This window comes from Aquibacillus kalidii (assembly GCF_014280935.1).
Taxonomy (GTDB): domain Bacteria; phylum Bacillota; class Bacilli; order Bacillales; family Amphibacillaceae; genus Aquibacillus_D; species Aquibacillus_D kalidii.
Genome location: NZ_JACLZI010000011.1, coordinates 85299 through 108912, shown reverse-complemented (window position 1 = coordinate 108912; position 23614 = coordinate 85299). Strand labels below are relative to the sequence as shown.

General features: G+C 36.6%; 18 protein-coding genes and 1 riboswitch. Of the genes, 11 read left to right on the top strand and 7 right to left on the bottom strand.

Annotated features, from left to right (window positions below):
* Positions 1-297: 297 nt before the first annotated feature.
* From H7K77_RS01670 to H7K77_RS01655, 4 genes are all read left to right on the top strand, one after another.
* Positions 298-846, top strand: coding sequence for a sigma-70 family RNA polymerase sigma factor (locus H7K77_RS01670; protein ID WP_186575977.1), 549 nt, complete (start codon positions 298-300; stop codon positions 844-846).
* A gap of 3 nt (positions 847-849) precedes the next feature.
* The gene (locus H7K77_RS01665) at positions 850-1284 is read left to right on the top strand and encodes a PadR family transcriptional regulator (RefSeq protein ID WP_186575976.1); all 435 of its coding nucleotides are present in this window, start codon (positions 850-852) and stop codon (positions 1282-1284) included.
* Positions 1281-2582, top strand: a complete 1302-nt coding sequence (locus tag H7K77_RS01660) for an FtsW/RodA/SpoVE family cell cycle protein (protein WP_186575975.1) — start codon at positions 1281-1283, stop codon at positions 2580-2582. Before H7K77_RS01665 ends, H7K77_RS01660 begins: the two co-directional genes overlap by 4 nt.
* Before the next feature lie 244 nt (positions 2583-2826).
* Entirely contained in the window at positions 2827-3690 is an 864-nt protein-coding gene (locus tag H7K77_RS01655) for a Cof-type HAD-IIB family hydrolase (RefSeq protein ID WP_328700996.1), read from the top strand.
* Between the two features lie 44 nt (positions 3691-3734).
* Here H7K77_RS01655 and H7K77_RS01650 read toward each other — a convergent pair whose 3' ends face one another.
* Positions 3735-4070: a hypothetical protein gene (locus tag H7K77_RS01650; protein WP_186575973.1), complete on the bottom strand. Its 336-nt coding sequence runs from the start codon at positions 4068-4070 to the stop codon at positions 3735-3737.
* Between the two features lie 432 nt (positions 4071-4502).
* Here H7K77_RS01650 and H7K77_RS01645 point away from each other — a divergent pair, with 432 nt between their 5' ends.
* Positions 4503-5486, top strand: coding sequence for an aldo/keto reductase (locus tag H7K77_RS01645; RefSeq protein ID WP_186575972.1), 984 nt, complete (start codon positions 4503-4505; stop codon positions 5484-5486).
* Between the two features lie 101 nt (positions 5487-5587).
* Here H7K77_RS01645 and H7K77_RS01640 read toward each other — a convergent pair whose 3' ends face one another.
* Positions 5588-7552, bottom strand: a complete 1965-nt coding sequence (locus H7K77_RS01640) for an oxidoreductase (RefSeq protein WP_186575971.1) — start codon at positions 7550-7552, stop codon at positions 5588-5590.
* A 189-nt stretch (positions 7553-7741) separates the two neighbouring features.
* Between H7K77_RS01640 and H7K77_RS01635 the strand changes: the two genes are divergently transcribed.
* Positions 7742-8881: a TIGR04053 family radical SAM/SPASM domain-containing protein gene (locus H7K77_RS01635; protein WP_186575970.1), complete on the top strand. Its 1140-nt coding sequence runs from the start codon at positions 7742-7744 to the stop codon at positions 8879-8881.
* Positions 8882-8961: 80 nt separating this feature from the next.
* Positions 8962-10173, top strand: coding sequence for an ROK family transcriptional regulator (locus H7K77_RS01630; protein ID WP_186575969.1), 1212 nt, complete (start codon positions 8962-8964; stop codon positions 10171-10173).
* A gap of 242 nt (positions 10174-10415) precedes the next feature.
* Here the strand turns inward: H7K77_RS01630 and H7K77_RS01625 are convergent, their stop codons facing one another.
* The 5 genes from H7K77_RS01625 to metE all read right to left on the bottom strand — a co-directional run bounded on the left by H7K77_RS01625 (position 10416) and on the right by metE (position 17762).
* The gene (locus H7K77_RS01625) at positions 10416-11459 is read right to left on the bottom strand and encodes an aldose epimerase family protein (protein ID WP_186575968.1); all 1044 of its coding nucleotides are present in this window, start codon (positions 11457-11459) and stop codon (positions 10416-10418) included.
* Positions 11460-11579: 120 nt separating this feature from the next.
* Positions 11580-13073 (bottom strand): UDP-glucose--hexose-1-phosphate uridylyltransferase, encoded by a 1494-nt coding sequence (gene galT / locus H7K77_RS01620; RefSeq protein ID WP_186575996.1) that lies wholly within the window; start codon positions 13071-13073, stop codon positions 11580-11582.
* Between the two features lie 6 nt (positions 13074-13079).
* Positions 13080-14075 carry a UDP-glucose 4-epimerase GalE gene (gene galE, locus H7K77_RS01615; protein WP_186575967.1) on the bottom strand — a complete coding sequence of 332 codons (996 nt, stop codon included), beginning with the start codon at positions 14073-14075 and terminating at the stop codon, positions 13080-13082.
* Positions 14076-15260: a galactokinase gene (locus H7K77_RS01610; protein ID WP_186575966.1), complete on the bottom strand. Its 1185-nt coding sequence runs from the start codon at positions 15258-15260 to the stop codon at positions 14076-14078.
* 213 nt (positions 15261-15473) lie between these two features.
* Complete coding sequence (gene metE, locus H7K77_RS01605) at positions 15474-17762, bottom strand: 5-methyltetrahydropteroyltriglutamate--homocysteine S-methyltransferase (protein WP_186575965.1); 2289 nt, start codon at positions 17760-17762, stop codon at positions 15474-15476.
* Between the two features lie 288 nt (positions 17763-18050).
* Positions 18051-18159: riboswitch (SAM riboswitch) on the bottom strand.
* A 217-nt stretch (positions 18160-18376) separates the two neighbouring features.
* Between metE and H7K77_RS01600 the strand changes: the two genes are divergently transcribed.
* From H7K77_RS01600 to H7K77_RS01585, 4 genes are all read left to right on the top strand, one after another.
* Entirely contained in the window at positions 18377-18934 is a 558-nt protein-coding gene (locus H7K77_RS01600; protein WP_186575964.1) for a nitroreductase family protein, read from the top strand.
* A gap of 365 nt (positions 18935-19299) precedes the next feature.
* Positions 19300-20955, top strand: a complete 1656-nt coding sequence (locus H7K77_RS01595) for a catalase (RefSeq protein ID WP_186575963.1) — start codon at positions 19300-19302, stop codon at positions 20953-20955.
* Positions 20956-21719: 764 nt separating this feature from the next.
* The gene (locus tag H7K77_RS01590) at positions 21720-22463 is read left to right on the top strand and encodes a LysM peptidoglycan-binding and 3D domain-containing protein (RefSeq protein WP_186575962.1); all 744 of its coding nucleotides are present in this window, start codon (positions 21720-21722) and stop codon (positions 22461-22463) included.
* A 365-nt stretch (positions 22464-22828) separates the two neighbouring features.
* On the top strand, positions 22829-23527 hold the full coding sequence (locus H7K77_RS01585; protein WP_328700994.1) for a 3-dehydroquinate synthase II: 699 nt from the start codon (positions 22829-22831) through the stop codon (positions 23525-23527).
* The last annotated feature ends 87 nt before the right edge of the window (positions 23528-23614 follow it).

The window sequence follows — 23614 nt, the reverse complement described above, 5'->3', positions numbered from 1 at the left end:
TTAACTACAAGTGACCTCTACTCTTGTCTCACGTTACTGTAGATATGATTACTTGTAATTTGATTTTAACATAAAATTCCAATAGCTTTTTTACTGTGAAATTTGTAATCCCCCCATACTTTAGGATTACTCCAATATAATGTTTACAAAAGTTCTCAGACCTCTTAAAACCTTCTTCACCAAGGTGCGGAACTTATAAGGATGATACGTTAACAGTAAAAATTATTATCCGTTTACTTTTTTCCAAACCAAAATGTAGTTAGTTTCGTCTAAGATTATGGAAGAGGTGATACCTAGATGAATGAATTGGAGCAATTAACGATTGTAGATACATGTATGAACGATAAGGAACAAATAATTGATCAATTAATGCAGGCGTATAGCGAGGGCATCCTGTATCTTGTATTTACCTATGTAAAAAATCGAACGACTGCAGAGGATTTAACACAAGAGATATTTATAAAATGCTATGAAAAGTTAGATCAATTTAATCATCAAGCATCCATTAAAACCTGGGTTTACCGAATTGCTAGTAATCATTGTAAAGATTACTTGAGAAGCTGGCATTATCGCAAAATAAAACTCGACGAAAAGATGTGGGACCATATCCCTTCCAAATCAAAACAAGTGGAAGAGGAAATCATTGCAAAAAATCAAGAAACCAGTTTATCTCGTGCAATTATGGCATTACCTATCAAGTATAGAGAAGTCGTTTTTCTCCATTACTATGAAGATTTAACACTAGCAGAGATAAGCAAAGTTACTACGATAAATATCAATACAATAAAAACTAGATTGAAACGCGCCAAGGAATTATTAAAAGATAAGATGCTGAAGGAGGTTTAATTAATGAAAAATCCATTCGATGATTTGAAATGTGCAATGAAAGAAACGATCTTTAAAGACTTTTCCTTTTCAGACGAGCGAAAGGATGCAGTAAAAGAAACAATAAGGGAAAAACATTCTTCACAACAGCTACACTCTTGGAAGGAAAAAACCATTATAGCTGTACTAGAATCGGTTCAACATGAATCCAAACATGGTTATGACATTTCAACTCACCTCTTTCAAAAAAATGATTTTAGCTTTCAAAGCAATGAAGGGCAGCTTTATACACTTTTACATTTACTCGAAAACAAGGGAATTGTCACATCAAAATGGATCAATGAAAAGAAGTATTATTTATTAACGATGAAAGGTATAAAACATTTAGCTAATTCCAAACAAGAAAGCACTAAAAAACAAGTATCTTTAAAACATTTACTCGAGGAGGCGTCTTTATGAGTTCTTTCAAATTTGAAGAATTTTTAAGCAAAGTAACCTCTAAAGTGAAGTCTAAGGAAGCGCATGGTTTGATTAGAAAAGAACTGAGCAATCACTTACAAGAGTTGAGTCAGTCTTTTCAAAAACAATCTACTAAAGAGGTAGCAGAAGAAAAGGCTATAAAAGAAATGGGAAATCCATTCACACTAGGCGAGAACTTAAATAAACTTCATAAACCGAAAATAGATTGGGTTCTAATTGTGTTATTCGGAGTCATTGCCGTTATTAGCTTTCTTCCACTAATAAATGGAGTTTCAGAATTGCCAAACTCTGTAGCAAAACATGCAATATGGTACACACTGGCTATCCTAACGATTATTACCCTTCTGTTCTTTGATTATCGGAGACTAAAGAACTTGTGGATGTTTTTTTATGGGATTGGCTTAATTCTGCACGTATATACTTATTTTTTCGGAATAATAATCAATGGTGCAAAAAATTGGATTTTCATTCCGGGAGCAACCATGTATGTACCCATAATAACTTTATTTTTATTTATCTTCGCTTGGGCAGACATCTTTACTAGGATTAATGAGTTTGCTAGTGGGTTCAAGCAAGTCGAACTGGTGTTTCTTTTTTGGATTCCAATATTGATCTATTTAATGCTTCCAGATTTGATGGTAAGTTTCATTTATGTAATTTGTATAGTCACTATGTTTGCTTTTTCTCCTGTTCAAAAAAAGTTAGCTACAAAGTTAGTTACAGTAAATGTGATACTCGGAGTATGTGTTATTGGTGCAATTATAAATAGCATTCAGGGGACATATATCTATGATAGGTTATCCTTTTTTCTAAATCCAAATGCGTATCCTGATGGAGAAGGATATATATATCACAAAATTAGGGAAGCACTTACCCAAGCAGGCTGGTTTGGCAATGGGATTAATAGTGAGTTACAGTCGCTCCCAAATTCACATACTGATTTCGTTTTTCCTTATCTCGTCTATTCTCTTGGATGGGCGTTTGGAATTATCCTTTGCTTAATTCTTACCGCATTTATTTTGCGTATATCATTAAATGCCTTTAAAACAAAGGATCTGTATGGAAGATTGATAATAATTGGTGGTACAGGATTTTTAACAGTACCTATGATTTATAACATCCTCATGGGATTAGGGCTAGTGCCGGTTATTGGAGTCTCCATGCCGTTTATAAGCTATGGCGGAACTATGCTGATCGTTTCAGCTGCTATACTTGGACTTATTTTAAGTATATACCGTAGAAAAGATTTGGTAGAATCAACGGTAGTAACTAAATAAAACAGTCAATACAATTAAGTAGAGGAATTTACAATTACCTTTTTTAATTATATAGACCTGATATACAGGGTATTAAGAGACCAATTCATATGCGAATTTTGTCTGCTCATTGGTAAGCTATTTTTAAGATATTTCTCCACCGAAACGTCTTACTTAAATGGGTATGGATGGGGTTTCTTTATTTTTCTCCCCATCTTGGGAATGCTATACTTAAGGAAATTACAGTTGAGGGGGATAAATTTTGGTGGATGATGTTAAAGTAGTATTTCTAGATATGGATGGTACGGTATTAAATCACCATAACCGAATAACTGAAAAAACTATTAAAGCTATTGATGCACTTCGGTCCAAGGGAATTAAAGTATGTATTGCAACAGGAAGGTCTATGAAGGAAATAGAAGATGTTGCACCTAACCACCTTTCTGTTGACGGGATCGTAAGTGCTAACGGAATGGTTGCCTCAATTGGGGATCGGACCATTGTTGAAAATTCTTTACCGAATGAATTGATAAATGAGATAGTAGAAAAAGCTAGACAACTAGAAATTTATTACGAAATCCATCCAAATGTAGGATCACGAATTACTTTGAAACAAGATCAAGCATACATACAAGCTATTGTCCAGGATCCAAAGCCTAATAGTGTAGCGTTAAGTGAATGGCTGTCAAGGAAAGCTGCTATCGATAAGGATATAAAGTGGACTTCCTCCGTTGGAATAGAAAAATACTCAAAGATGTATTTCTTTAGCAGAGATAAAGAAAAGATGTTGCAATGGATAAAAGAGTTAGAAAAATTAAAAGAAAAGCAAAGTTTTACTACCTCGACATCATCCAACCATAATGTCGAAGTGATGGTAGCCAACATTAATAAAGCAACTGGAATTGAATATTTATTAAAAGAATTTACATTATCCAAATCAGAGGCTATGGCCATTGGTGATAGTAATAATGATATTCCAATGCTGAAAATGGTAGGATATCCTATTGCTATGAAAAATGGGTCCGATGAAGTTAGACAATTAGTGGATGAGGTAACAGCTTTTTCGTGTGATGAGGATGGTGTTTATCACTATTTAAAAGATAAATTTGAATTAAAGGGAATCGAGTGAGGCTTGCTCACTCGATTTTTTAATCTTATACAATAGTCCTGCTCTTAAATAAAGTAATCTTTATAATAGATAAATGTAAATATAGCGGCTAATAAAGTATAAAAAACAGCTGAAAAGAGGGCCAAATTTGGGTTGAAAGTGTTGTTGCTTTGCTCTTGTTTCATGCCTGTCTGACTTTGGAGTTGTAAATCTAGAGTTCTACTAGTATATCCACCTGATGAACTGAAAAAATAGATAACTACTGTGCCAGCAATACCAACGATGAAGGCAAAATCAATGAATTTTTGATCTAAAAAATATGTGATGCCAAAATTTACGGTGGCAAGGATTGCTAGTGTTAATGTGATGATCGTAACTTTTTTAATAAAGTTTCTTTGCATAAACATCCCTTTCCGGATGAAAATTAGATTTGCTTACTATCTTTGTAATACGTAGATGGGAGTGATTTTGTTTCAAAATTTTCTGTTTAATTGTATGTGAAAAATGATGCATATGATTTCCTATTTACTACGATGCTAGTATAATATAATTGAAAGCGCAAACAACGGATGGATGTAAGTAATAAGAAAAGTAGTTGATTGGCAAGAACACACTATACGTGGAGATGTAACTTCTTACAAAATTCTTCTTTGATTAGCTAATCCATCGCATTACATAATTAGAAAGTACAATCTAGTGGGTATTCTGTCGGAGCACATTATTACAGGCATCTAGAACAGGGAGATAGTCGATTGTCAAATCAGATTCTATGTGTTTATGAAAGGCAATAATAGAAATTAATATGCTCAATTAAGAGAGGAGAAAGATAGTAGATGAAATACAGACAGTTAGGTAAAACGGATATGAAAATAAGTGAACTCAGTTTTGGAACATGGGCGATTGGTGGTGCATGGGGGAAAACAAATGATGAGGAAGCATTAAGAGGTTTAGAAAGAGCAATGGATGCAGGTGTCAATTTTTTTGATACTGCAGATGTTTATGGAGATGGCCACAGTGAAGAATTACTAGCAAAGGCAACAAAGGGTAAGGAGTCTGAGATTTACATTGCAACAAAGTTTTGTCGGGCAGGTGATATTTTTAATCCCGAAACTTATTCCGAGAAGGCAGTAACAGATTATTGTGAGGCGAGTTTAAAACGACTACAACGTGACCAGCTTGATCTTTTGCAAATTCACTGTCCACCATTTGAGATTTTAAAAGACGGTAAAGTGTTCGAAGTATTAGATAAGTTAAAGCAACAAGGTAAAATTCGTCATTATGGTGTAAGTGTGGAAACGGTGGAAGAGGGACTGTTTTGTTTAGAGCAACCTAATGTAGATACACTTCAAGTAATTTTTAATATTTTCCGTCAGAAACCAATTGAGGAATTGTTCCCTAAAGCAAAAGAGAAGAATGTTGGTATTCTTGCACGTGTTCCATTAGCAAGTGGGTTATTAACTGGTAAATTTACAAATGATTATCAATTCGAAGCGGATGATCACCGAAACTTCAACAAAGATGGAGAGGCGTTTAATGTTGGCGAAACTTTCGGTGGACTTGAGTTCACGAAAGGTGTGGAGCTCAGCAACGAGTTGAAATGGATTGCAGATGGACGTGGGAACATGACAAGAGCTAGTCTTAAGTGGATTCTTGAGCATGATGCGATTTCCTCTGTTATTCCTGGGTTTAAAAATGTAAAACAAGTTGAAGATAACCTTGAAACAGTGAATGTAAAGTCATTTTCTGAACAGGAAATGGATAAGATCAAAACCTTCTATGAGGAAGAAGTACGTGACCATATTCGTGGGCCATATTAATAGACTTATTTAAAATAATAAAAGTGTGTGAATTGTATAAATCAGCACCCTTCGATTGTAATAAATCATCGGAGGGTGCTTACTTATTATGTTTAAAATACCTAAGAGCCTATAAGCGAAAGATCTGATCCTGTATTTCCTAGATTGTATGCTACTTGAAATCCTTCACGGGTCGCATCGGCAAGAGAAGCGTGCCCTGCTGCATCTCCTATTACAAACACATTTTCATAGCATTTCTTAAGGTCCGCTTCCAAAGGGTTATAGGGCCCAACTCCCATTGCAAATACAACGTGATCGGCTTCTTTTGTAGTTTGCTCTCCAGAATCCTTTTTCTCAATTCGTACGCAATTCGGTAATATTTCACATAGGTGGTGTTCGGTAAGGATTTCTACATTGTTGTCCTCTAATCGCTTTATTAATCTCAATCTTGTCTCTGGGCTTATTTCACGGCCAGACTTCTTGGGAGCTTCTATCCAAGTTACCTGATTTCCTTGTTCTGCAAGTCGACGAGCAGTACTATGACAAACCATCCCACTTCCTAAGACAATGATTCTACTACGTTGAAATAATTTGCGTTCTGTCTTAATATCTTCATACGTGTGGACGTGTGGAAGATTATTTCCTACTATCTCCGGAACATACGGTTGCCCGCCAGTTGCTAAGATTACAGCATAAGGATCAAGTGCTAGGATTTTTTCTACAGAGGCCACGGTCTGTAATTGTTTATCTATACGTAGACGTTCCATCTCATGAACTAGATAATCAATGTACCAATTCATTTTCCTTTTATAAACTGGATCCGAGACTAAATGCAACTGACCACCTAACCGTGCTTCCTTTTCAAACAAGGTAACCTGATAACCTCTCAAGGCTAGCACCCTTGCTGCTTCCATTCCTCCTGGACCGCCGCCTACTATAACAACATGTCGTTTTTTACCAATTGTTTCCCATTCAGTAAATTCCAACTCGTGTCCTGCTTGAACATTGATGGAGCATTCTACCGTAGTGCTTGAATAGACACAGTGTAAACAGGAAATACACATTCTAATCTCTTTTTCACGTCTCTCGAAAACCTTTTTACTCCACTCCGGATCAGCAATATGTCCACGGCCAATCGCAACAAAGTCAGCTTTATCTTCAGCAAGAATTGATTCCACGAACTTAGGCTCTCTAATATTTCCAACGGCAATCACAGGGATGTTAACTTCGTTTTTGATGGCTTCTGCCAGATAGACGCGCCAGCCTTGTTCAAATAATGGCGATTCTATTATTTTATCGAAAGAGTTATAGTTTCCAGCACTTGCATGAAGCCCATCTACACCGATCATTTCTAAATATTTACTAATTCTTTTACTTAACTGTATAGTTATTCCACCATCATCAAATTCATCGATACTTAAGCGTACAATAATCGGGAAGTCCGTTCCACAGTATAGCTTAATACCTTCTACAATTTCTTTTAAAAAGCGCATTCTATTTTCAAAGCTACCACCATACTGATCTGTTCTTAAATTTGTGCTTGGACTTAAAAATTGATTAATCAAATAGCCATGTGCACCATGAAGCTCTACACCATCTACACCGGCTTGTTTACAACGAAGTGCACCCAAAATAAACTTTTGTATGATTTCTTTTACCTCTGACGTAGTCAATTCCCTTGGTAGTTCACCAACAGCTTTACATACGACAGCACTTGGAGCAACAATTTGCTTCCCTTCAATAAGCGCCGAATTGGACTCTCTTCCAGCGTGGTGTAATTGTACGAATAGTTTTGCGCCGTGTATATGTATCGCTTTTGCTAAACGGCCGAACCCTGACACGAACCTATCTTCATCAATTCTAAGCTGATTTTTTGCTCCTTTTCCATAAGCAAAATCAATGGTCGTGAACTCTGTAATAATTAATCCAGTTCCCCCTTTTGCTCGTTCTTCATAATAACGGATGAGCGAATCCGTTATTGCTCCATCAGAACTAGCCAGATTTGTGCTCATTCCTGGCATGACAATTCTGTTTTTGATTGTTAAACCACCAATTTTGCTTTCTGTAAATATGTGACGAAAGGTCATTAGATTTCCTCCTTTAGATATTGTTCATCATTTCACAAATATGCCTAAAATATAGTACACTAAGATACGAAGGTGGATCACATAACGATAAGCAAAGATAAAATAAGTTTAACTATTACCCTGAAAATAAGAGGGTGGAAAGTTCCATCTACATACATCATAACAAATATTTAGAAAAAAGGTGAAACTGTGGATAGTAAAGGACATTTACATTCGTTAAACAAACAAGTAGATTTTAGTCAGAATCCATTTATTGCAATTTGGGAAGTCACTCGTGCGTGTGAATTGAAATGTGTACATTGCAGAGCAGATGCTCAAACAAAACCACATCCACTTGAACTAAGCCATAAAGAAGGCTTACAGCTGATAGATCAAATATATGAAATGAATAATCCAATGCTCGTGTTTTCTGGTGGTGATTGTATGTTACGGGAGGATCTATTTGAGCTAGCAGAGTATGCAGTTAAAAAAGGGATGCGAGTTTCCATTACTCCAAGTGCAACAAATAATGTGACAAAAGAAAAAATGGAGCTGGCAAAAAAGGTTGGGCTCTCGCGTTGGGCATTTAGTCTTGATGGACCAAGTCCTAAGATACACGACCAATTTAGAGGAACAACAGGTTCCTTCCACTTAACATTAGAAAAGATTAATGAACTGCATGAACTGAGTTTGCCATTACAAATTAATACCGTTATATCTAAGTATAATTATGACCATCTAGAGGAAATGGCGGAGCTTGTCAAGGATCTAAAAGCTGTAATGTGGTATATTTTTTTACTCGTTCCAACTGGTAGAGCACAACGTGATGCATGTATTAGTGCAGTGGAACATGAAAAGGTGTTTAGATGGCTATATGAATTAAATAAGGAAATGCCATATGATATTAAAACAACGGCTGGTCAACATTACAGGAGGGTTGTACTTCAACAAAAGGTACGAGAACATCAATTAGATAAAGACACGATTCGCTATGAGGATACCATTGCTACTGATTATGCATCCAAAGTTGATGGGTTAAAAAGAGCACCTAAAAGTGTTAATGATGGGAATGGATTTATTTTTATTTCTCACATTGGTGACGTGTTACCAAGTGGCCTATTACCGATCAAGGTTGGAAATGTACGTGAGAATGCTTTAAAAGACATATATCGTAACTCTAGTATCCTAAAAGAACTTAGAAACCCTGATTTGTATAAAGGAAAGTGTGGTGTTTGTGAATATCGGACTGTATGTGGTGGCTCAAGATCAAGAGCCTATGCAGTAACTGGTGATTATTTAGAAAGTGATCCATATTGTTTATATATACCCAAAATCATGCGAAATAGCTAGCTTATTCGTTTGTAAATTAAGTTAATTTACTACTGTGTTATAATGGATTAAAATATCCATCTTAAGAAGGAGTAAGTTTTATGCAAAGAGGTAGCTTTCAATGGATGAAATCTTTAAATAAATCCATTATTCTAAATGAAATTCGAAAAAATGGTCCTATTTCACGTGCGCAGCTTGCCAAAGATATTAAGTTAACACCACCAACTGTAGGAAGTATCGTAAAAGAATTAATAGAACAGGGGATAGTGAAGGAAAGCGAACAAGGCACTTCGCAAGGTGGACGAAAGCCAACTATGCTAGTTATTAATAATGAGGAATTTTATATCATTGGTATTGATGCAGGCCCAAGTGATTTGGAATTTATACTATCTGATTTAGCTGGTAATATTGTCACACATGTTATCACAGAGATTGAGTTGGGCATTACAAAAGAAAAATTTCTAAGCGATTTAAAACAAGGAATTACTGAAATATTAAATAAACACAGCACTATAGAAGAAAAAATAATCGGTATTGGTGTTGCTATGCATGGTGTCGTGGATGTCGATACAGGTACTTCTTTATTTGCACCTATCTTAAATCTAAGAGATATTCCGATAAAAGAAGAACTTGAGAAAGAATTCAATTTCACTATAAAAGTTGAAAATGACGCTAGGTCTCTTGCATTAGCAGAATTATGGTTTGGTTTGGATAGTGATGTGAGTAGTATGATTGCTGTCAATATTGGAAGAGGTATTGGAGCAGGGATAATTATTAATGGAAAGCTATACCGCGGTGAAAATAATATTGCCGGTGAAATTGGGCATATGACGATCGATATAAACGGGGAAAAGTGTCAATGTGGAAATAATGGATGCCTTCAGACCGTTGCTTCTGGCCCTGCGATTATCGATAAAGTTAAGTCGGAACTAGCAAAAGGAACGGAAAGTATGATTGGTAGTTTAATTGATAGTGATTTTCCTTTATCTGGTGAACTTGTCCATCGGGCTGCACTTCAAGGTGATGAGTTGGCAATTAAGGTATTACATGATACGGGTCGATTTTTAGGAGTCGGACTTACTAACCTTATTCATGTATTTAACCCTAGCAAGATCATTATCGGTGGTGGTGTCTCGAAGGCTGGTAACTTTATTCTTGACCCATTAAAACAGACGATTGCTGTATCTGCGTTAACATCTGAAACGAAGGGGACGGTAGTTGTTGAGTCAAAATTGGGTGAACACGCTACTGCAAAAGGCGCAGTTGCCTTATTATTAGTAGAACTATTTGATGTGTCAAATGAAGAAATCTAATAAATAAAAAAATCACCCTGGTTTGATTAGCCAGAGTGATTTTGTTGTCTATAAAATTATGAAATATGCTGAGAGTGGATGGTATGCAAGACCTACCTTATCCAATCATGCAACCATACTAGTGAAACTGCCACTACCTACGTACTATACATACTGACTACAGTCGAATTTACAAAATCACGTCGTTCACCGTGATTCTTTATCTGTTCTGTTAGCCCGCGCTCTGTGCTTTTGTTCTAGCCTTATTTAACACCGAAAGCAAAAGTTGTTTTAGTATAATATTTTTCATCTTTATCCAATAAGACAGATGGAAATCCTTGATGGTGTAGAGATGCAGGAGATGCTTGTGTCTCTAAACATACTCCAAGATAACGCTTAGAAGGTCCTTCCTGAAGTTGTAATTGTTCAGGTAGATTGTTAGAAGTGTACATAACCATTCCTGGTTGGTCTGTTTTCACTTTTAGTGTACGTCCACTATGCTCATCAACAACGACAACATTGTTTTCTTGCTGATTATCGAATAAGAAATAATGATCATAGCCATTAGAAGCGTTTAAATTTTGAACATAATCTGAATTAACGCCATCCTTTATTTTGCGCCCACTTTGGAAATCAAAAACGGTTCCTTCAACTGGTAGAATATTACCTGTAGGAATGAGTGCGCTGTCCAACTCGACAAATTTATTTGCATTAAGTGTAACGTTATGGTCAAGAATGTCTGATTTTAAATTCCCACTTAGATTGAAATAGGAATGATTTGTGACAGTTAGTGCTGTTTTTTGATCAGAAGTTCCCTCGTAGGTAATGGAAAATTCGTTGTTATTATTTAATGTATATGTAACGTTCATTTTCAAATTACCAGGATAACCATTTTCTCCATCAGGACTAGTATGAGTAAGTATTACACCTACTTCATCACTACCTTCAAATGGTTCCGCTTCCCATATTGCTTTATGAAAACCAGGGGTGCCACCATGCAAATGATTAGGGCCGTCATTCTCTGGTACTGTATAGCTTTTTCCATCTATTTCAAAACTGGATTCTTGGATTCTTCCGGCAATCCTACCAATTAATGCGCCAAAAAAGGCGGGATTAGATGTGTAGTCTTCATAGTCTTTAAAACCTAGGACAACGTTTTCAAAATTGTTATTTCGATCGGGTGCTAGTATTTTTGTAATAATACCCCCGTAATTTAAACAACTTACTTCCATACCATTATCATTAATTAAAGTGTAAAGTTTGCAATCTTGATCTTTAATGCGTGCTATTTCTGTTTTAATCTGCATAAAAAGTGCCTCCTTTTAGTTACTTGGGTGATAGGTTAGTACACGAGAGTGTCTCTTTGTTGCATGGGAAGATGCTGATTACTATGCTAGCACCTCGTTTCAAGATGCTAGCACAGTTTTTTATTCATTAATAGAGTCAATGAAAGCTTTAAAAGCGTGACGACCTTGATCATCTAATTTGAAAACACCTGCATCTTCAAGAACTTTTGTGAACTTTTTCCCAAGTTCATCCTTCACTATTTTATCAATATTTTCAGGATGAAGCGAGTCTTTATAGTCTGATTTTATTTGATTTACCCATTCTTGGTGGTAATCTGCCACTTTTGTTTTACCATCAAGTAAATAAGCGGCGATATCATCCAATTCTGTTTTTAGCCTTGGAGGCAATACGGCAAGCCCCATTACTTCTATTAGACCAATATTCTCTTTCTTTATATGGTGAACATCTTCATGCGGGTGAAAGATACCGAGTGGGTGTTGATCAGTAGTCCGGTTATTTCTTAGTACTAAATCCATTTCATATTTTCCGTCACGTATTCTTGCTATAGGTGTGATCGTATTATGTGGTGTTTCGTCAGAATATGCAATAATATCCACGCTCTTATCACTATAGTTTTTCCAATTATCTAAAATAAACGTAGCAGCATCTATAATAGATTGTCGGTTTTTGCTATTTAAACGAATCACAGACATTGGCCATTTTACAATAGAGGCATCCACATCTAAGAAGTTGTTTAGACTAAACTCAAAGGCATTATCTGCTTTAGCCATCGCAAATTCATATCTACCACCTTGATAGTGATCGTGGCTTAGGATACTTCCTCCAACGATAGGTAAATCTGCATTGGATCCAATAAAATAATGTGGAAATTGATCTGTGAATGCAGTTAGTCGTTCAAATGAACCTCGATCTACTTTCATATCGCGGTGTTCTTCTGCAAAGAGAATACTGTGTTCATTATAATAAACATAAGGCGAATATTGTAAAAACCACTTTTCTCCTTCCAGCGGTACCTCAATTACCCTGTGATTTGAGCGTGCTGGGTGTCCTACACGGCCAATGTAGCCTTCGTTCTCTAAACAAAGAAGGCATTTCGGGTAATTAATCGTTTGTTTCATTTCGCGCTCTCGTTTAATTTGTTCAGGGTCTTTTTCGGGTTTAGATAAGTTAATCGTTATATCTAAAGGACCAAATGGTGTTTCTGTTTTGTAGTGAATATTTTTTTTGATTTGTTTCATTTGAATATAATTACTATTTTTACTTAATTCATAAAAGTAATCGGTAGCATCTTCCGGTGATGCTTTGTATCTTCTATAAAATTCCCGGTTTATTTCAGATGGTTTGGAGATAAAGCAATTCATAATTTTGGAAGAAAGGATATCCTTTGCATCCATTGCATTTTCAATGACACAGTTTTGAACAGCATAGTCTACTAGTAACTCTAGTAAATCAGGCATCGTTTTCTCAGTAGGGGCTACTGGTTTATCATCGTAAGTGTTTAAACTTAGTAAACCTAATACCTGATTACGAACATAAATAGAATCATTGTCTTCAATGAGTTCTGCTTGAATTCCCTTATCCACTATTTGTGAAATATATGAATAGATTTCCATAGTCACTTACACGTCCTCTCCGTACCCTTCTGGATGTGCTTGATGCCAATTCCATGCATCTTCTATGATTTTATTAATGGAAGTTTTAGTCGGGTTCCATCCTAAGATATTTTTAGCTTTATCAGATGATGCGATGAGTGTACTCGGATCACCTGCGCGGCGTTCACCAACTTTAGCAGGAATCTCTTTTCCTGTTACTGCTCTTGCTGTATCAATGATTTGTTTGACAGAGAAACCTTGGCTACTTCCTAAATTAAACACGTTGCTTTCCCCACCATCTTTTAAGTAGGAGAGAGCAAGTAGGTGTGCACTTATTAAGTCCTCTACATGGATGTAATCTCGAATACAGGTTCCATCTTCTGTGTTATAGTCTTCCCCGAAGATCGTAATGTGTTCTCTCTGACCTAAAGCAACTTGAAGAACAATCGGAATTAAGTGTGTTTCAGGATGATGGTCTTCGCCAACTTCTCCAGTTTCTCTAGCCCCAGCAACATTAAAATAGCGTAACGATACATAATTTATGCCATAAGCTTTTTCGCACCACTTCATCATTTTCTCCATCGTTAATTTTGTTTCTCCATACGTATTTGTAGGAAGTGTCGGCATATCCTCGGTTATAGGTACAGCCTGTGGCTCACCGTAAGTTGCTGCAGTTGACGAAAATACGATATTTTTAATACCGAATTCTTTCATTGCTTGTAACAATACTTGAGTACCGTAGACGTTATTATCAAAGTATTTAATTGGATCGATCATAGATTCACCTACTAGTGAATTGGCAGCAAAGTGGATAACAGAGTCGATTTCTTCATGTTCGAAAACTTCTCTTAAAAAGTTAATATCTTTGATATCCCCTTGATAAAAACTTGCATCAGGATGAACAGCACCTCGATGACCCGTTTGCAAATTATCAATGACAACCACTTCTTGATTATTATCAATTAACTGGTAGACAGCATGCGACCCGATATATCCTGCTCCTCCTAAAACTAAAACGCTCATTTACAGCACTCCTTTATAGTTTAATTCTTTTGCTCCATCACCTATAGTGGCTACGTAGAAAGTAGCGTCATAGCCAACTTTATTACGGTAGGTGTTATTTACATCTTTTTTAAAATCCTCTACATGATTTTGATCAACAATGGCAATTGCGCACCCGCCGAATCCGGCACCTGTCATTCTAGCTCCAAGTACCCCTTCTTGATCCCAAGCTGCCTCTACAATTGTGTCTAGCTCTAGCCCAGTTACTTCATAATCGTGTTGAAGTGATAAGTGAGATTGATTCATTAGTTCACCAAAATGTTTTAAATTTCCTTGTTTTAAACTTTCCAATGCTTCTAATGTACGATGATTTTCATAAACAGCATGTTTTGCACGCTTTTGCTTTATAGGGTCCTTGATAAGCTGCTTGAATTGTTCGAATTGTTCAGGCTCTAAATCTCCTAAACTCGTAATATCTAATTCTGTCTGTAAATCCTTTAACGCACTTTCACATTCGCTTCTTCTTTCATTATACTTTGACCCAGCTAATTCACGTCGTTTATTCGTGTTAATTATTATAATAACATGAGATTGTAAATTTAAGGGAGCGTAGCTATAGTCTAATGTTTGGCAATCTAATAGAAGGGCGTGATCTTGCTTACCTTTTCCGATCGCAAACTGATCCATAATTCCGCTATTGACTCCAATATAATTATTTTCAACCATTTGCCCTAGTTGAACCATCCGGATGCGATCAATAGATAAGTCATAAAGGCCTTCCAACATAACCCCTGTCACTAGTTCAATCGATGCTGATGAGGATAACCCGGCACCATTAGGAATGTTGCCGTAGAACAGTACATCAAATCCTACCGGGAAAGAATATCCTTCTTTTTCAAAGTGGTTAACCATACCTTTAGGGTAATTGGCCCAGTCATGTTCCGTTTGGTAGTTTAAGTCGGCTAAATCACATTCGATTATTCCAACATCAGATAAGTTCTTGGAATAGAAGCGCACTTTTTGGTCATTACGTTTTACTGCTAATGCATACGTTCCGTAAGAGATTGCCGCCGGGAAAACGTGACCACCGTTATAGTCTGTATGTTCTCCTATTAAATTAATTCTTCCTGGTGCAAAGAAAAGTCTAGGTTGTTCAGATGTATGAAAAATGTGTTGAAAATCTTGTATCAATATAGATAATTCCACGATTTTTTCCTCCTTATTTGATACCGTTAATATACTTAATTAAATTAATTTACTAACTATATTTTAAGACAAAACCAATAAATATTCAATCAAATAAATGTAAATTTTTAATTTTATCAACAAGTTTTAAATTACCCCGCAATATTTTTTTCTAAAAAATAACACTTCCATCAGGTAAGAGAAGAACCCCTGATGGAAGTATTATGGTTAATCTTATTTGTGTAAAAGTAACTTTTCCCTAATTTCCTTAGCTGCTTCTACCATCACTCTAAGAGCAGCTATTGTTTCCTCTTCTTTTCTTGTTTTTAAACCACAGTCAGGGTTTATCCAAAATTGATTTGCAGAAATAATGTTTAATGCACTTTCTATATTTTCCTTAAGTTCGTGGATACTTGGAATTCTTGGACTATGAATATCATATACACCGAGACCAATTTCTTTATCGTAGGTATTGTCTTTAAACGTGTTTAGTAATTGACCATGGCTTCTAGAAGTTTCAATGGATATAACATCTGCATCAAGTTGATCAATTGCCTCGAAAATATCGTGGAAGTTCGAATAGCACATATGGGTGTGAATTTGTGTATCGGCTAAGGCAGACGAGTTTGTAAGTCTAAAGGCATAGATTGCGGAATCTAGGTATTCCTTCCATTGATTGCGATCCAACGGTAACCCTTCCCTTAATGCCGGCTCATCGACCTGGATAATTTTAATACCGCTCAACTCTAATGCCTCTATTTCATGTTTTAACGCCAAAGCGATTTGGTTTAAGACAGTGCTCCTTGTAACATTATCAGGAACAAACGACCAATTAAGAATGGTAGTCGGCCCTGTTAACATTCCTTTAACAGTTTTCTTGGTAAGAGATTGCGCATATAAAGTTTCTTTTACCGTCATGGGCTGATTAAAGGAAACATCTCCAACAATTAATGGGGGCTTCACACATCTTGAGCCATACGATTGCACCCATCCGTATTGTGTAACAGTAAATCCATTTAACTTTTCCCCAAAGTATTCGACCATGTCGGTCCGTTCAAATTCACCGTGTACGAGTACATCTAGTTCAAGCTCTTCTTGGATTTTAATCCATTTCTCAATCGATTCTTGAATATAATTTTCATACTCATGGGCTGAAATTTCGCCTTTACGATAACTTTTACGTATCTGCTTAAGTAACGATGTTTGTGGTAGGCTCCCTATAGTTGTGGTAGGAAGCAATGGCAGTTGTAAACGTTCTTTTTGGAATTCAATTCTTGCTTCGAATGGTAGGGACCGATCGGCATCGTCTGCAGTTAGTGTATTAACACGGTCTTGCACTTGTCTATTGGTTCGATATTTGGATTGATTTAAATGATGCAATGATTGTGTACTAGCATTTATATCTTCTCTAATCGTTTCTATCCCATCCTGAAGTCCTTTGGTTATAGTTGTAATTTCCTCTAACTTTTCGTCAGCAAAAGATAGTCCTGCCTTAATTACAGGATCTAATTCTGTTTCTGGTTTTTTCGTTACAGGAACATGCAGTAAAGATGTGGATGGCTGAATGATAATGGTGTTAACAGCAACCAGTTGATCAATGCTTTTCAACAGCTGCAAGCACTGATCTAAATCAGCACGCCAAATATTACGGCCATTAATGACGCCAGCTGCAAGCACTTTGTTACTTGGAAAACCATGAGTCTTGATTAAAGAAATCGCATCCCCGTGGACAAAGTCAAGGCCAATCCCATCTACAGGCAAATTCACTACGCGTTCATACTCTGGTAAACGTCCAAAATAGGTTTGCAATAGAATATTTAGAGTTGAAACAGATTCACTAATCTCTTGATAGGCTTGATCAGCAAAATCAAGGATTTCCTCTGATAAGTTTGTGCCAAAGATAGGTTCATCAATTTGAATCCATGACGCACCTTCCTTTTCTAATTCCTGCAAAACTTGGATGTAAAGTGGAAGGAACGATTGTAAAAGCTTACCAAAGTCCTTATCTTCATATCCTTTTGCCAACTTTAGATACGTGATAGGTCCCAAGATTACTGGCTTTCCATCAATGCCTAATTTCTCCTTCGCCTCTTTATAAAGTTCCAATGGACGGTTTGAGGTTAATACAGGTTTTACACCCTGTAATTCAGGGACAATATAATGATAATTAGTGTTAAACCACTTTGTGATTTCAGAAGCAACCGCATCTTTTGTTCCTCTTGCAATGGCAAAATAAGTATCCAAATCCACCTTGCCACCTTTGTAAGCAAACCTTTTTGGGACTACGCCGAACATTGCTGATGTATCAAGAACGTGATCGTATAATGAAAAATCTCCGATCGGAATTAACTCAATACCATGCTTCTTTTGCTTTTCTAGGTTGTTTAATCTAATGGACTCCGTTTGTTTTAATAGATCCTCCTTAGAAATTGTTTGATTCCAATACTGTTCTAGTGCTTGCTTCCATTCTCTGCTTTCACCTATTCTAGGGTATCCTAGATTCGAACTAATGTAATTTGGCAAACTGTTTCTCCTCCTTCGTTCATTTTGAAAATTTTCTCTTAACTAATTATTTGATCTGAATAACTTGCTAATTGTCTTGTGGTGTATGTACAGCGAAGTGGCAACGTTGGTGGGTTAATATTCTTGGTGGGATTAAGGTTGAAATCATCTTAGTTTAAAAAATATTACCATCCCCATTCTTTTTCGTGTTTTCATTTTTCGTTTATTTGCTAATAAAAATCACCTCTTTCAAAGCAAACAAAAAAGGTCTTCATCGTAAAGATGAAGACCCTTTATATATAAGGATTTTCCTCATCTTTCAAGCAGATATACTACTTGCTGGAATTAGCACCTTGTCTTTTTATAGACGGTTGCTGAGGTGTCATCGGGCCAGTCCCTCGACCTCTCTAGATAAGAGAATTTCATTTAGTATTTATTTTGTTATCATATTACATGTTAGTGTGAGAGGTTACAATAGGTATTTCATATTATTTTTAAAACATGCATAGTAATTAAGGGAATGATTTATGAGGAGATTGTCTTACTATCTATTTCCTTTCCTTGACAGTAGCAGAAAGATTGGTATGATTAATTTAAATGATAATCATTATCAATTAAGATGAGGAGCGAAGAAAATGAATTTATCCCAATTAATCAAAGAGAGAAGATCCGTTCAACTTTTTGAAGACCGTCCTGTTTCAGTGGAATTATTAAAAGAATTAATAGATACAGCAATTTGGGTCCCAAATCATAAAATGACACAGCCTTGGAGGTTTGTTATTGTTCAGGGTGAATCCAAAAAGAAAATTGCAGAAATCAATAGACAACTAGGTGAGAAAGGTAATAGTTTAGAAGAAAAACGAGCCAATGGAGAAAAGGCGTATAAAAAGATTAATGATGTCCCAGTGCATCTTATGGTGCTTATGGAAGAGAATCCAAACCAGAAGCTAAGAGAAGAAGATTATGCGGCAACAAGTTGTATTATCCAGAATTTAAGTTTACTTGCGTGGGAACAAGGGATTGGAATGATTTGGAAAACAGGTGCGATAACCTTTAATCCGGAATTTAGAGAGGTCATCGGAGCGAGACCAGGAGAAAAGGTCGTTGGAATGCTACAGATGGGCTATCCACAAAAAGTACCAAAGGAAAGGCCGAGGGCAGGAGCAAATGAAAAAGTAACGGAGCTAAACTAAAACAATTTATACAAAATGAAACTAGACTCAGGCGAGGAGAGTCTAGTTTTTTTAGCGAAAAAAAGAGTCTACCTTAAATAAAGTAGACACAAAAAAAAGGGGCTATCATTTGTGAGAAAAGCAATCTTTCATGCATTGCTCAACTTGGAACAACTTTAACTATATCACTAGAATGAAAAGCTAGTGTTAATAGATAGTAAAGTTCATGTAAATATTAGGTTATCTTTCTTAATATAGTGTACATTTAGTAATCTCAGTTACTTGAATCTTAGATAGATTCTCCAATAGATTTAACCAACTTAAATGTATAAATCGATTAAAATAGTGAAAAAATTGAAAGTAACTTATTTTAAGGAGGTAATCTTTTGGCTGATAACAAAAATAAAAATGTTACTAACGGACAAGATGATAGCCGTGAAACGCTGACAACGCGCCAGGGCCATCCTGTGACGGATAACCAAAACATCCGTACAATTGGTGATCGTGGTCCGGCAACACTTGAGAACTATCATTTTATTGAAAAGATTTCCCATTTTGATCGGGAAGAAGTACCCGAGCGTGTGGTACACGCACGTGGTTCAGGAGCATTTGGGTATTTTGAAACTTACGGAAAAGTGGGCAATGAACCAGTAGAGAAATACACGCGTGCAAAAGTATTTTCTGGTGCAGGGAAAAAGACTCCACTAATGGTTCGTTTCTCTACGGTAGCAGGTGCAAAGGATGCTCCAGAAACAGACCGTGACCCTCGTGGCTTTGCAGTGAAGATGTACACAGAGGATGGAAACTGGGATCTAGTAGGGAATAATCTAAAAATCTTCTTTATCCGTGATGCAATGAAGTTTCCTGATATGATTCACGCTTTTAAAGCAGATCCAGCTTCAAACGTTCCAAACCCAGAGCGGATGTTTGATTTTGTTTCCCGTACACCTGAGGCAACACATATGATCACATTCCTTTTTTCTCCATGGGGTATTCCAGCTACATACCGTCATATGCAAGGTTCTGGTGTAAATACTTATAAATGGGTGAATGCAGAAGGTAAGGCTGTATTGGTGAAATACCACTGGGAACCAAAGCAAGGAATTCGAAATTTAACACAAGAAGAGGCTAGCCAAATTCAAGCAAAGAATGTAAGTCATGCCACACAGGATCTATATGAGTCCATTGAACGAGGAGAATATCCAGAATGGGAGCTTTTTGTTCAAATTATGGAGGATGGGTACCATGAAGAGTTAGACTTTGATCCTCTTGATGATACAAAACTATGGCCAGAGGATAAGTTTCCATGGTTACCTGTAGGTAAAATGGTACTGGATCGAAACCCTGTAGATTTCCATGCTGAGATTGAGCAAGCTGCCTTTGGTACCGGGGTTCTTGTTGATGGAATGGATTTTTCAGATGATAAGATGTTACAAGGCCGTACCTTCTCATACTCCGATACGCAACGTTACCGCGTAGGAGCAAACTATTTAAAAGTACCTGTTAACGCGCCAAAAGCACCTGTTCGTTCCAATCAAGAACGTGGACAAATGGATGTTCGTGATCCTAAAGAATCTGGTGAAAATCCGCATATTAACTATGAACCATCGATGCTAGGTGGCTTTAAAGAAGCTAGTACAGAAGGGCGTACGCCACACCAACCAACGTATAACGCTGCTGCAATGAGTGCTCCAATTGATCGACCGAATAACTACGGTCAAGCTGGCGACACCTACAGAAGCTTTGAAGATTGGGAGCGGGATGAATTAATTAATAACCTATCCGATGCACTCTCTATATGTGATAAAAAAATTCAAGATGCTATGATTGAACACTTTACACAAGCAGATAAGGACTATGGTCGCCGTGTGAAGGAAGGCATCGAAATGAAAATGAAAGAAATGAAGGAAATGAAAGACATGGAACTAGGTAAAGTTCCTGGTCGTAAGTCAGGCGAATCAAGATACGGCCAAGGCTCCCTAGCTGCGAATGAAGCAGCAGAAGGTGCTGCTAATAAGGGGCACGAAGCAGATCCTTATTAATAAACAAACAAAGCCTACGGATCATGAGACCAGTTTCTGATTAGGCCAACAGACTACTCTAAAGAGCATTCTCGTTTGAGAATGCTCTATTTATTATTGTTAGATGATGTGCTCTTTGACGTCGTGAAAAAGTTTAGTTTCTCTGAATTCGCTTTGTAAGAGGTGCTCTAACGTCGTGAAAAAGATCAGCTTTTCTGAATTCGCTTTGTAAGAGGTGCTCTTACGTCGTAAAAAAGGTCAGCTTATCCGTTTTCGCAATGTAAGAGTTACTCCTACTTTGCGAAAGAGATCAGTTTAACCAAATTCGCTTACTTAAAGATTCCTTTACGTCGCGAAAAGACCTGTTTTTCTATTTTCGCATCATAAGAAATTCACTTATGACAGGTTTTATCTCAAATATAGTTATTCAGGGTTATGATTAGGAATTAGTTGAAGGCTATGAATCTTATTTGATATAGCTCCACTTCACCCTAGTCTGCAGATTAATCGAATATTACATTTTTAACTTTTAAAAGTAACAACTTCAATATAAAAAACCATTATTTTACAAATCTATCAACTAGCATTCTAGTCCTTCCCTACTATTTTAAATAAAGTTAAAAAAATAGGTATAAATCTAGCGTTTCTTTCCCACAATGACAAATATGACAGTCTAGCAAAAGTAAGTTAGCTGTGTGTAACAAATACTTAAATAGATTGTAACCGCAACGAGCTTACTAATATGTTAGGATATTGCCTGTCAAAAATAAAGGAGGGAAACACAGATGAAAAAAGTAGTTGTATCGTTGGCTTTTGGTCTGTTTCTAACAGGAATGGCCGCGGTACCAACATCTGCAGAAGAGTACCAAGTGGTAAGAGGGGATAGCCTTTGGGAAATCGCCCAAGAGTATGAGACGACAGTAACGGATTTACAGGAAAAGAACGAGTTAACTTCAGATCTTATTTATCCAGAGCAAATCTTGCAAATAGATAAAGAGGAGAACTATATAGTAGAAAAAGGAGATACGCTAAGCGAAATTGGCGTTGAGCACGAAGTAAGTGTAAAGGAACTCAAAGATTGGAATTCACTTACAACCGATTTAATTATAATAGGACAAGAGCTAATCATTAAAACTAGTAATACACAATCAACTGAAGTTAAAGCAGCATCAACTTCAACCCCCTCAACAAAAGAAAGATCTGAGCCTGTTAGTAGTGCACCATCTGCTAGTGAATCTCAAAGGACCTTAACAATGGTCGCTACTGCTTACACAGCTGAATGTACTGGGTGCTCTGGTATAACGGCGACAGGAATTAATTTAAACGAGGACCGAGATAAAAAAGTTATCGCTGTTGATCCTGATGTTATCCCACTCGGAACGAAGGTTCATGTAGAAGGGTATGGACAAGCTATTGCTGGAGATACTGGTGGAGCAATCAAAGGGAACCGAATCGATATACATGTCCCTACAAAAGATATTGCGTATGAATGGGGAGTTAGAGAGGTAGAAGTAAAAATTTTAGACTAACTCCAAATTAGAAACATAGAAAAAATCGAGGAATCATACCCTCGATTTTTTTAATTTAATTATTGGTTTAGGTTATATTTCTCGTTTATAAATAATTACTCTTCAACTTCAATAGAATCAACGCCGTTTGTGTCTGACGCATTTACGTATCCTACTACACCAAACGTTGTTATTAATAGAAGAAACAATGCTACTAACCATTTCCTCATAATCCTTGCCTCCTGTTTGTAAATCTATTAATTATTGTATATGATAATCACTAACTTTGATATAGCAATTATTACCTAAAATCAATCTTTGTTTATCTAATTATTATGACGGAATTTCTATAAAATGCGTCTATCCATCTCAATCGTTGCGGTATTTTGAGGAAGAAGAAATTACCCGCACTAATCTGCTTCAATCGTTGCGGTATTTTGAGGAAGAAGAAATTACCCGCACAATTGCAACGCATTTTATCTCTACTACAAAGAAAAAAAGCTCTAACTGCGATAGTTTTAATAAAGGAGGATGCCAAAATGGAGCAACAGGCACAGGAAGCAGAAGTATTAGCTGTTGAATCAATTGGATATGGTTCTAGAGTTTGTGTCGATTTAATTGATCAACTTGATCCAACAGAAGGTGTACTAGTAGGAAATACGGGTTATGGCTATCTTCAGGTACTATCAGAGAACCGTATAACTGAAACATATCCAGCTAGACCTTTTCGAATAAATTGTGGTGCGATTCATCAATATTTAAACATTGGTGAAAACAAAACAACTTATTTAGCTGAGATTCGTCCGGGACAAGCGATACCTGTTCTTAAGGATGGGGAAGTACGGAAAGTATCGATTGGTAGGGTTAAGATCGAAAAACGTAAGTTCCTACGGATAGTATGTAAGGTGAATGAAGTAGAGATTTCTGCTTGCCTCCAAGAATCGAATAGTGTTCATCTATTAGGTGCAGATGGAGAGGCAAAATCAGTTATTGATTTAAAAAAAGGTGATCGTGTGGTATGTTATCTAGACCAACCTGGACGTCATTTAGGAGAAAAAATAGAAGAAGAGATATCTGAATTTTAAATGTCTACATATGATCGATGACATAATTTGCTTATCACCTTCTCAAGTAAGTAGGCTTCTATAGTTGTGAAAATATAGGTTCTATCT

Excerpts from the sequence above, each read along its gene's own strand:
- galE (WP_186575967.1), bottom strand. The coding sequence starts at position 14,075 with ATGAGCGTTTTAGTTTTAGGAGGAGCAGGATATATCGGGTCGCATGCT.
- H7K77_RS01670 (WP_186575977.1), top strand. The coding sequence starts at position 298 with ATGAATGAATTGGAGCAATTAACGATTGTAGATACATGTATGAACGAT.
- galT (WP_186575996.1), bottom strand. The coding sequence starts at position 13,073 with ATGGAAATCTATTCATATATTTCACAAATAGTGGATAAGGGAATTCAA.
- H7K77_RS01630 (WP_186575969.1), top strand. The coding sequence starts at position 8,962 with ATGCAAAGAGGTAGCTTTCAATGGATGAAATCTTTAAATAAATCCATT.
- H7K77_RS01590 (WP_186575962.1), top strand. The coding sequence starts at position 21,720 with ATGAAAAAAGTAGTTGTATCGTTGGCTTTTGGTCTGTTTCTAACAGGA.
- H7K77_RS01645 (WP_186575972.1), top strand. The coding sequence starts at position 4,503 with ATGAAATACAGACAGTTAGGTAAAACGGATATGAAAATAAGTGAACTC.
- H7K77_RS01665 (WP_186575976.1), top strand. The coding sequence starts at position 850 with ATGAAAAATCCATTCGATGATTTGAAATGTGCAATGAAAGAAACGATC.
- H7K77_RS01660 (WP_186575975.1), top strand. The coding sequence starts at position 1,281 with ATGAGTTCTTTCAAATTTGAAGAATTTTTAAGCAAAGTAACCTCTAAA.
- H7K77_RS01640 (WP_186575971.1), bottom strand. The coding sequence starts at position 7,552 with ATGACCTTTCGTCACATATTTACAGAAAGCAAAATTGGTGGTTTAACA.
- H7K77_RS01650 (WP_186575973.1), bottom strand. The coding sequence starts at position 4,070 with ATGCAAAGAAACTTTATTAAAAAAGTTACGATCATCACATTAACACTA.
- H7K77_RS01625 (WP_186575968.1), bottom strand. The coding sequence starts at position 11,459 with ATGCAGATTAAAACAGAAATAGCACGCATTAAAGATCAAGATTGCAAA.
- H7K77_RS01600 (WP_186575964.1), top strand. The coding sequence starts at position 18,377 with ATGAATTTATCCCAATTAATCAAAGAGAGAAGATCCGTTCAACTTTTT.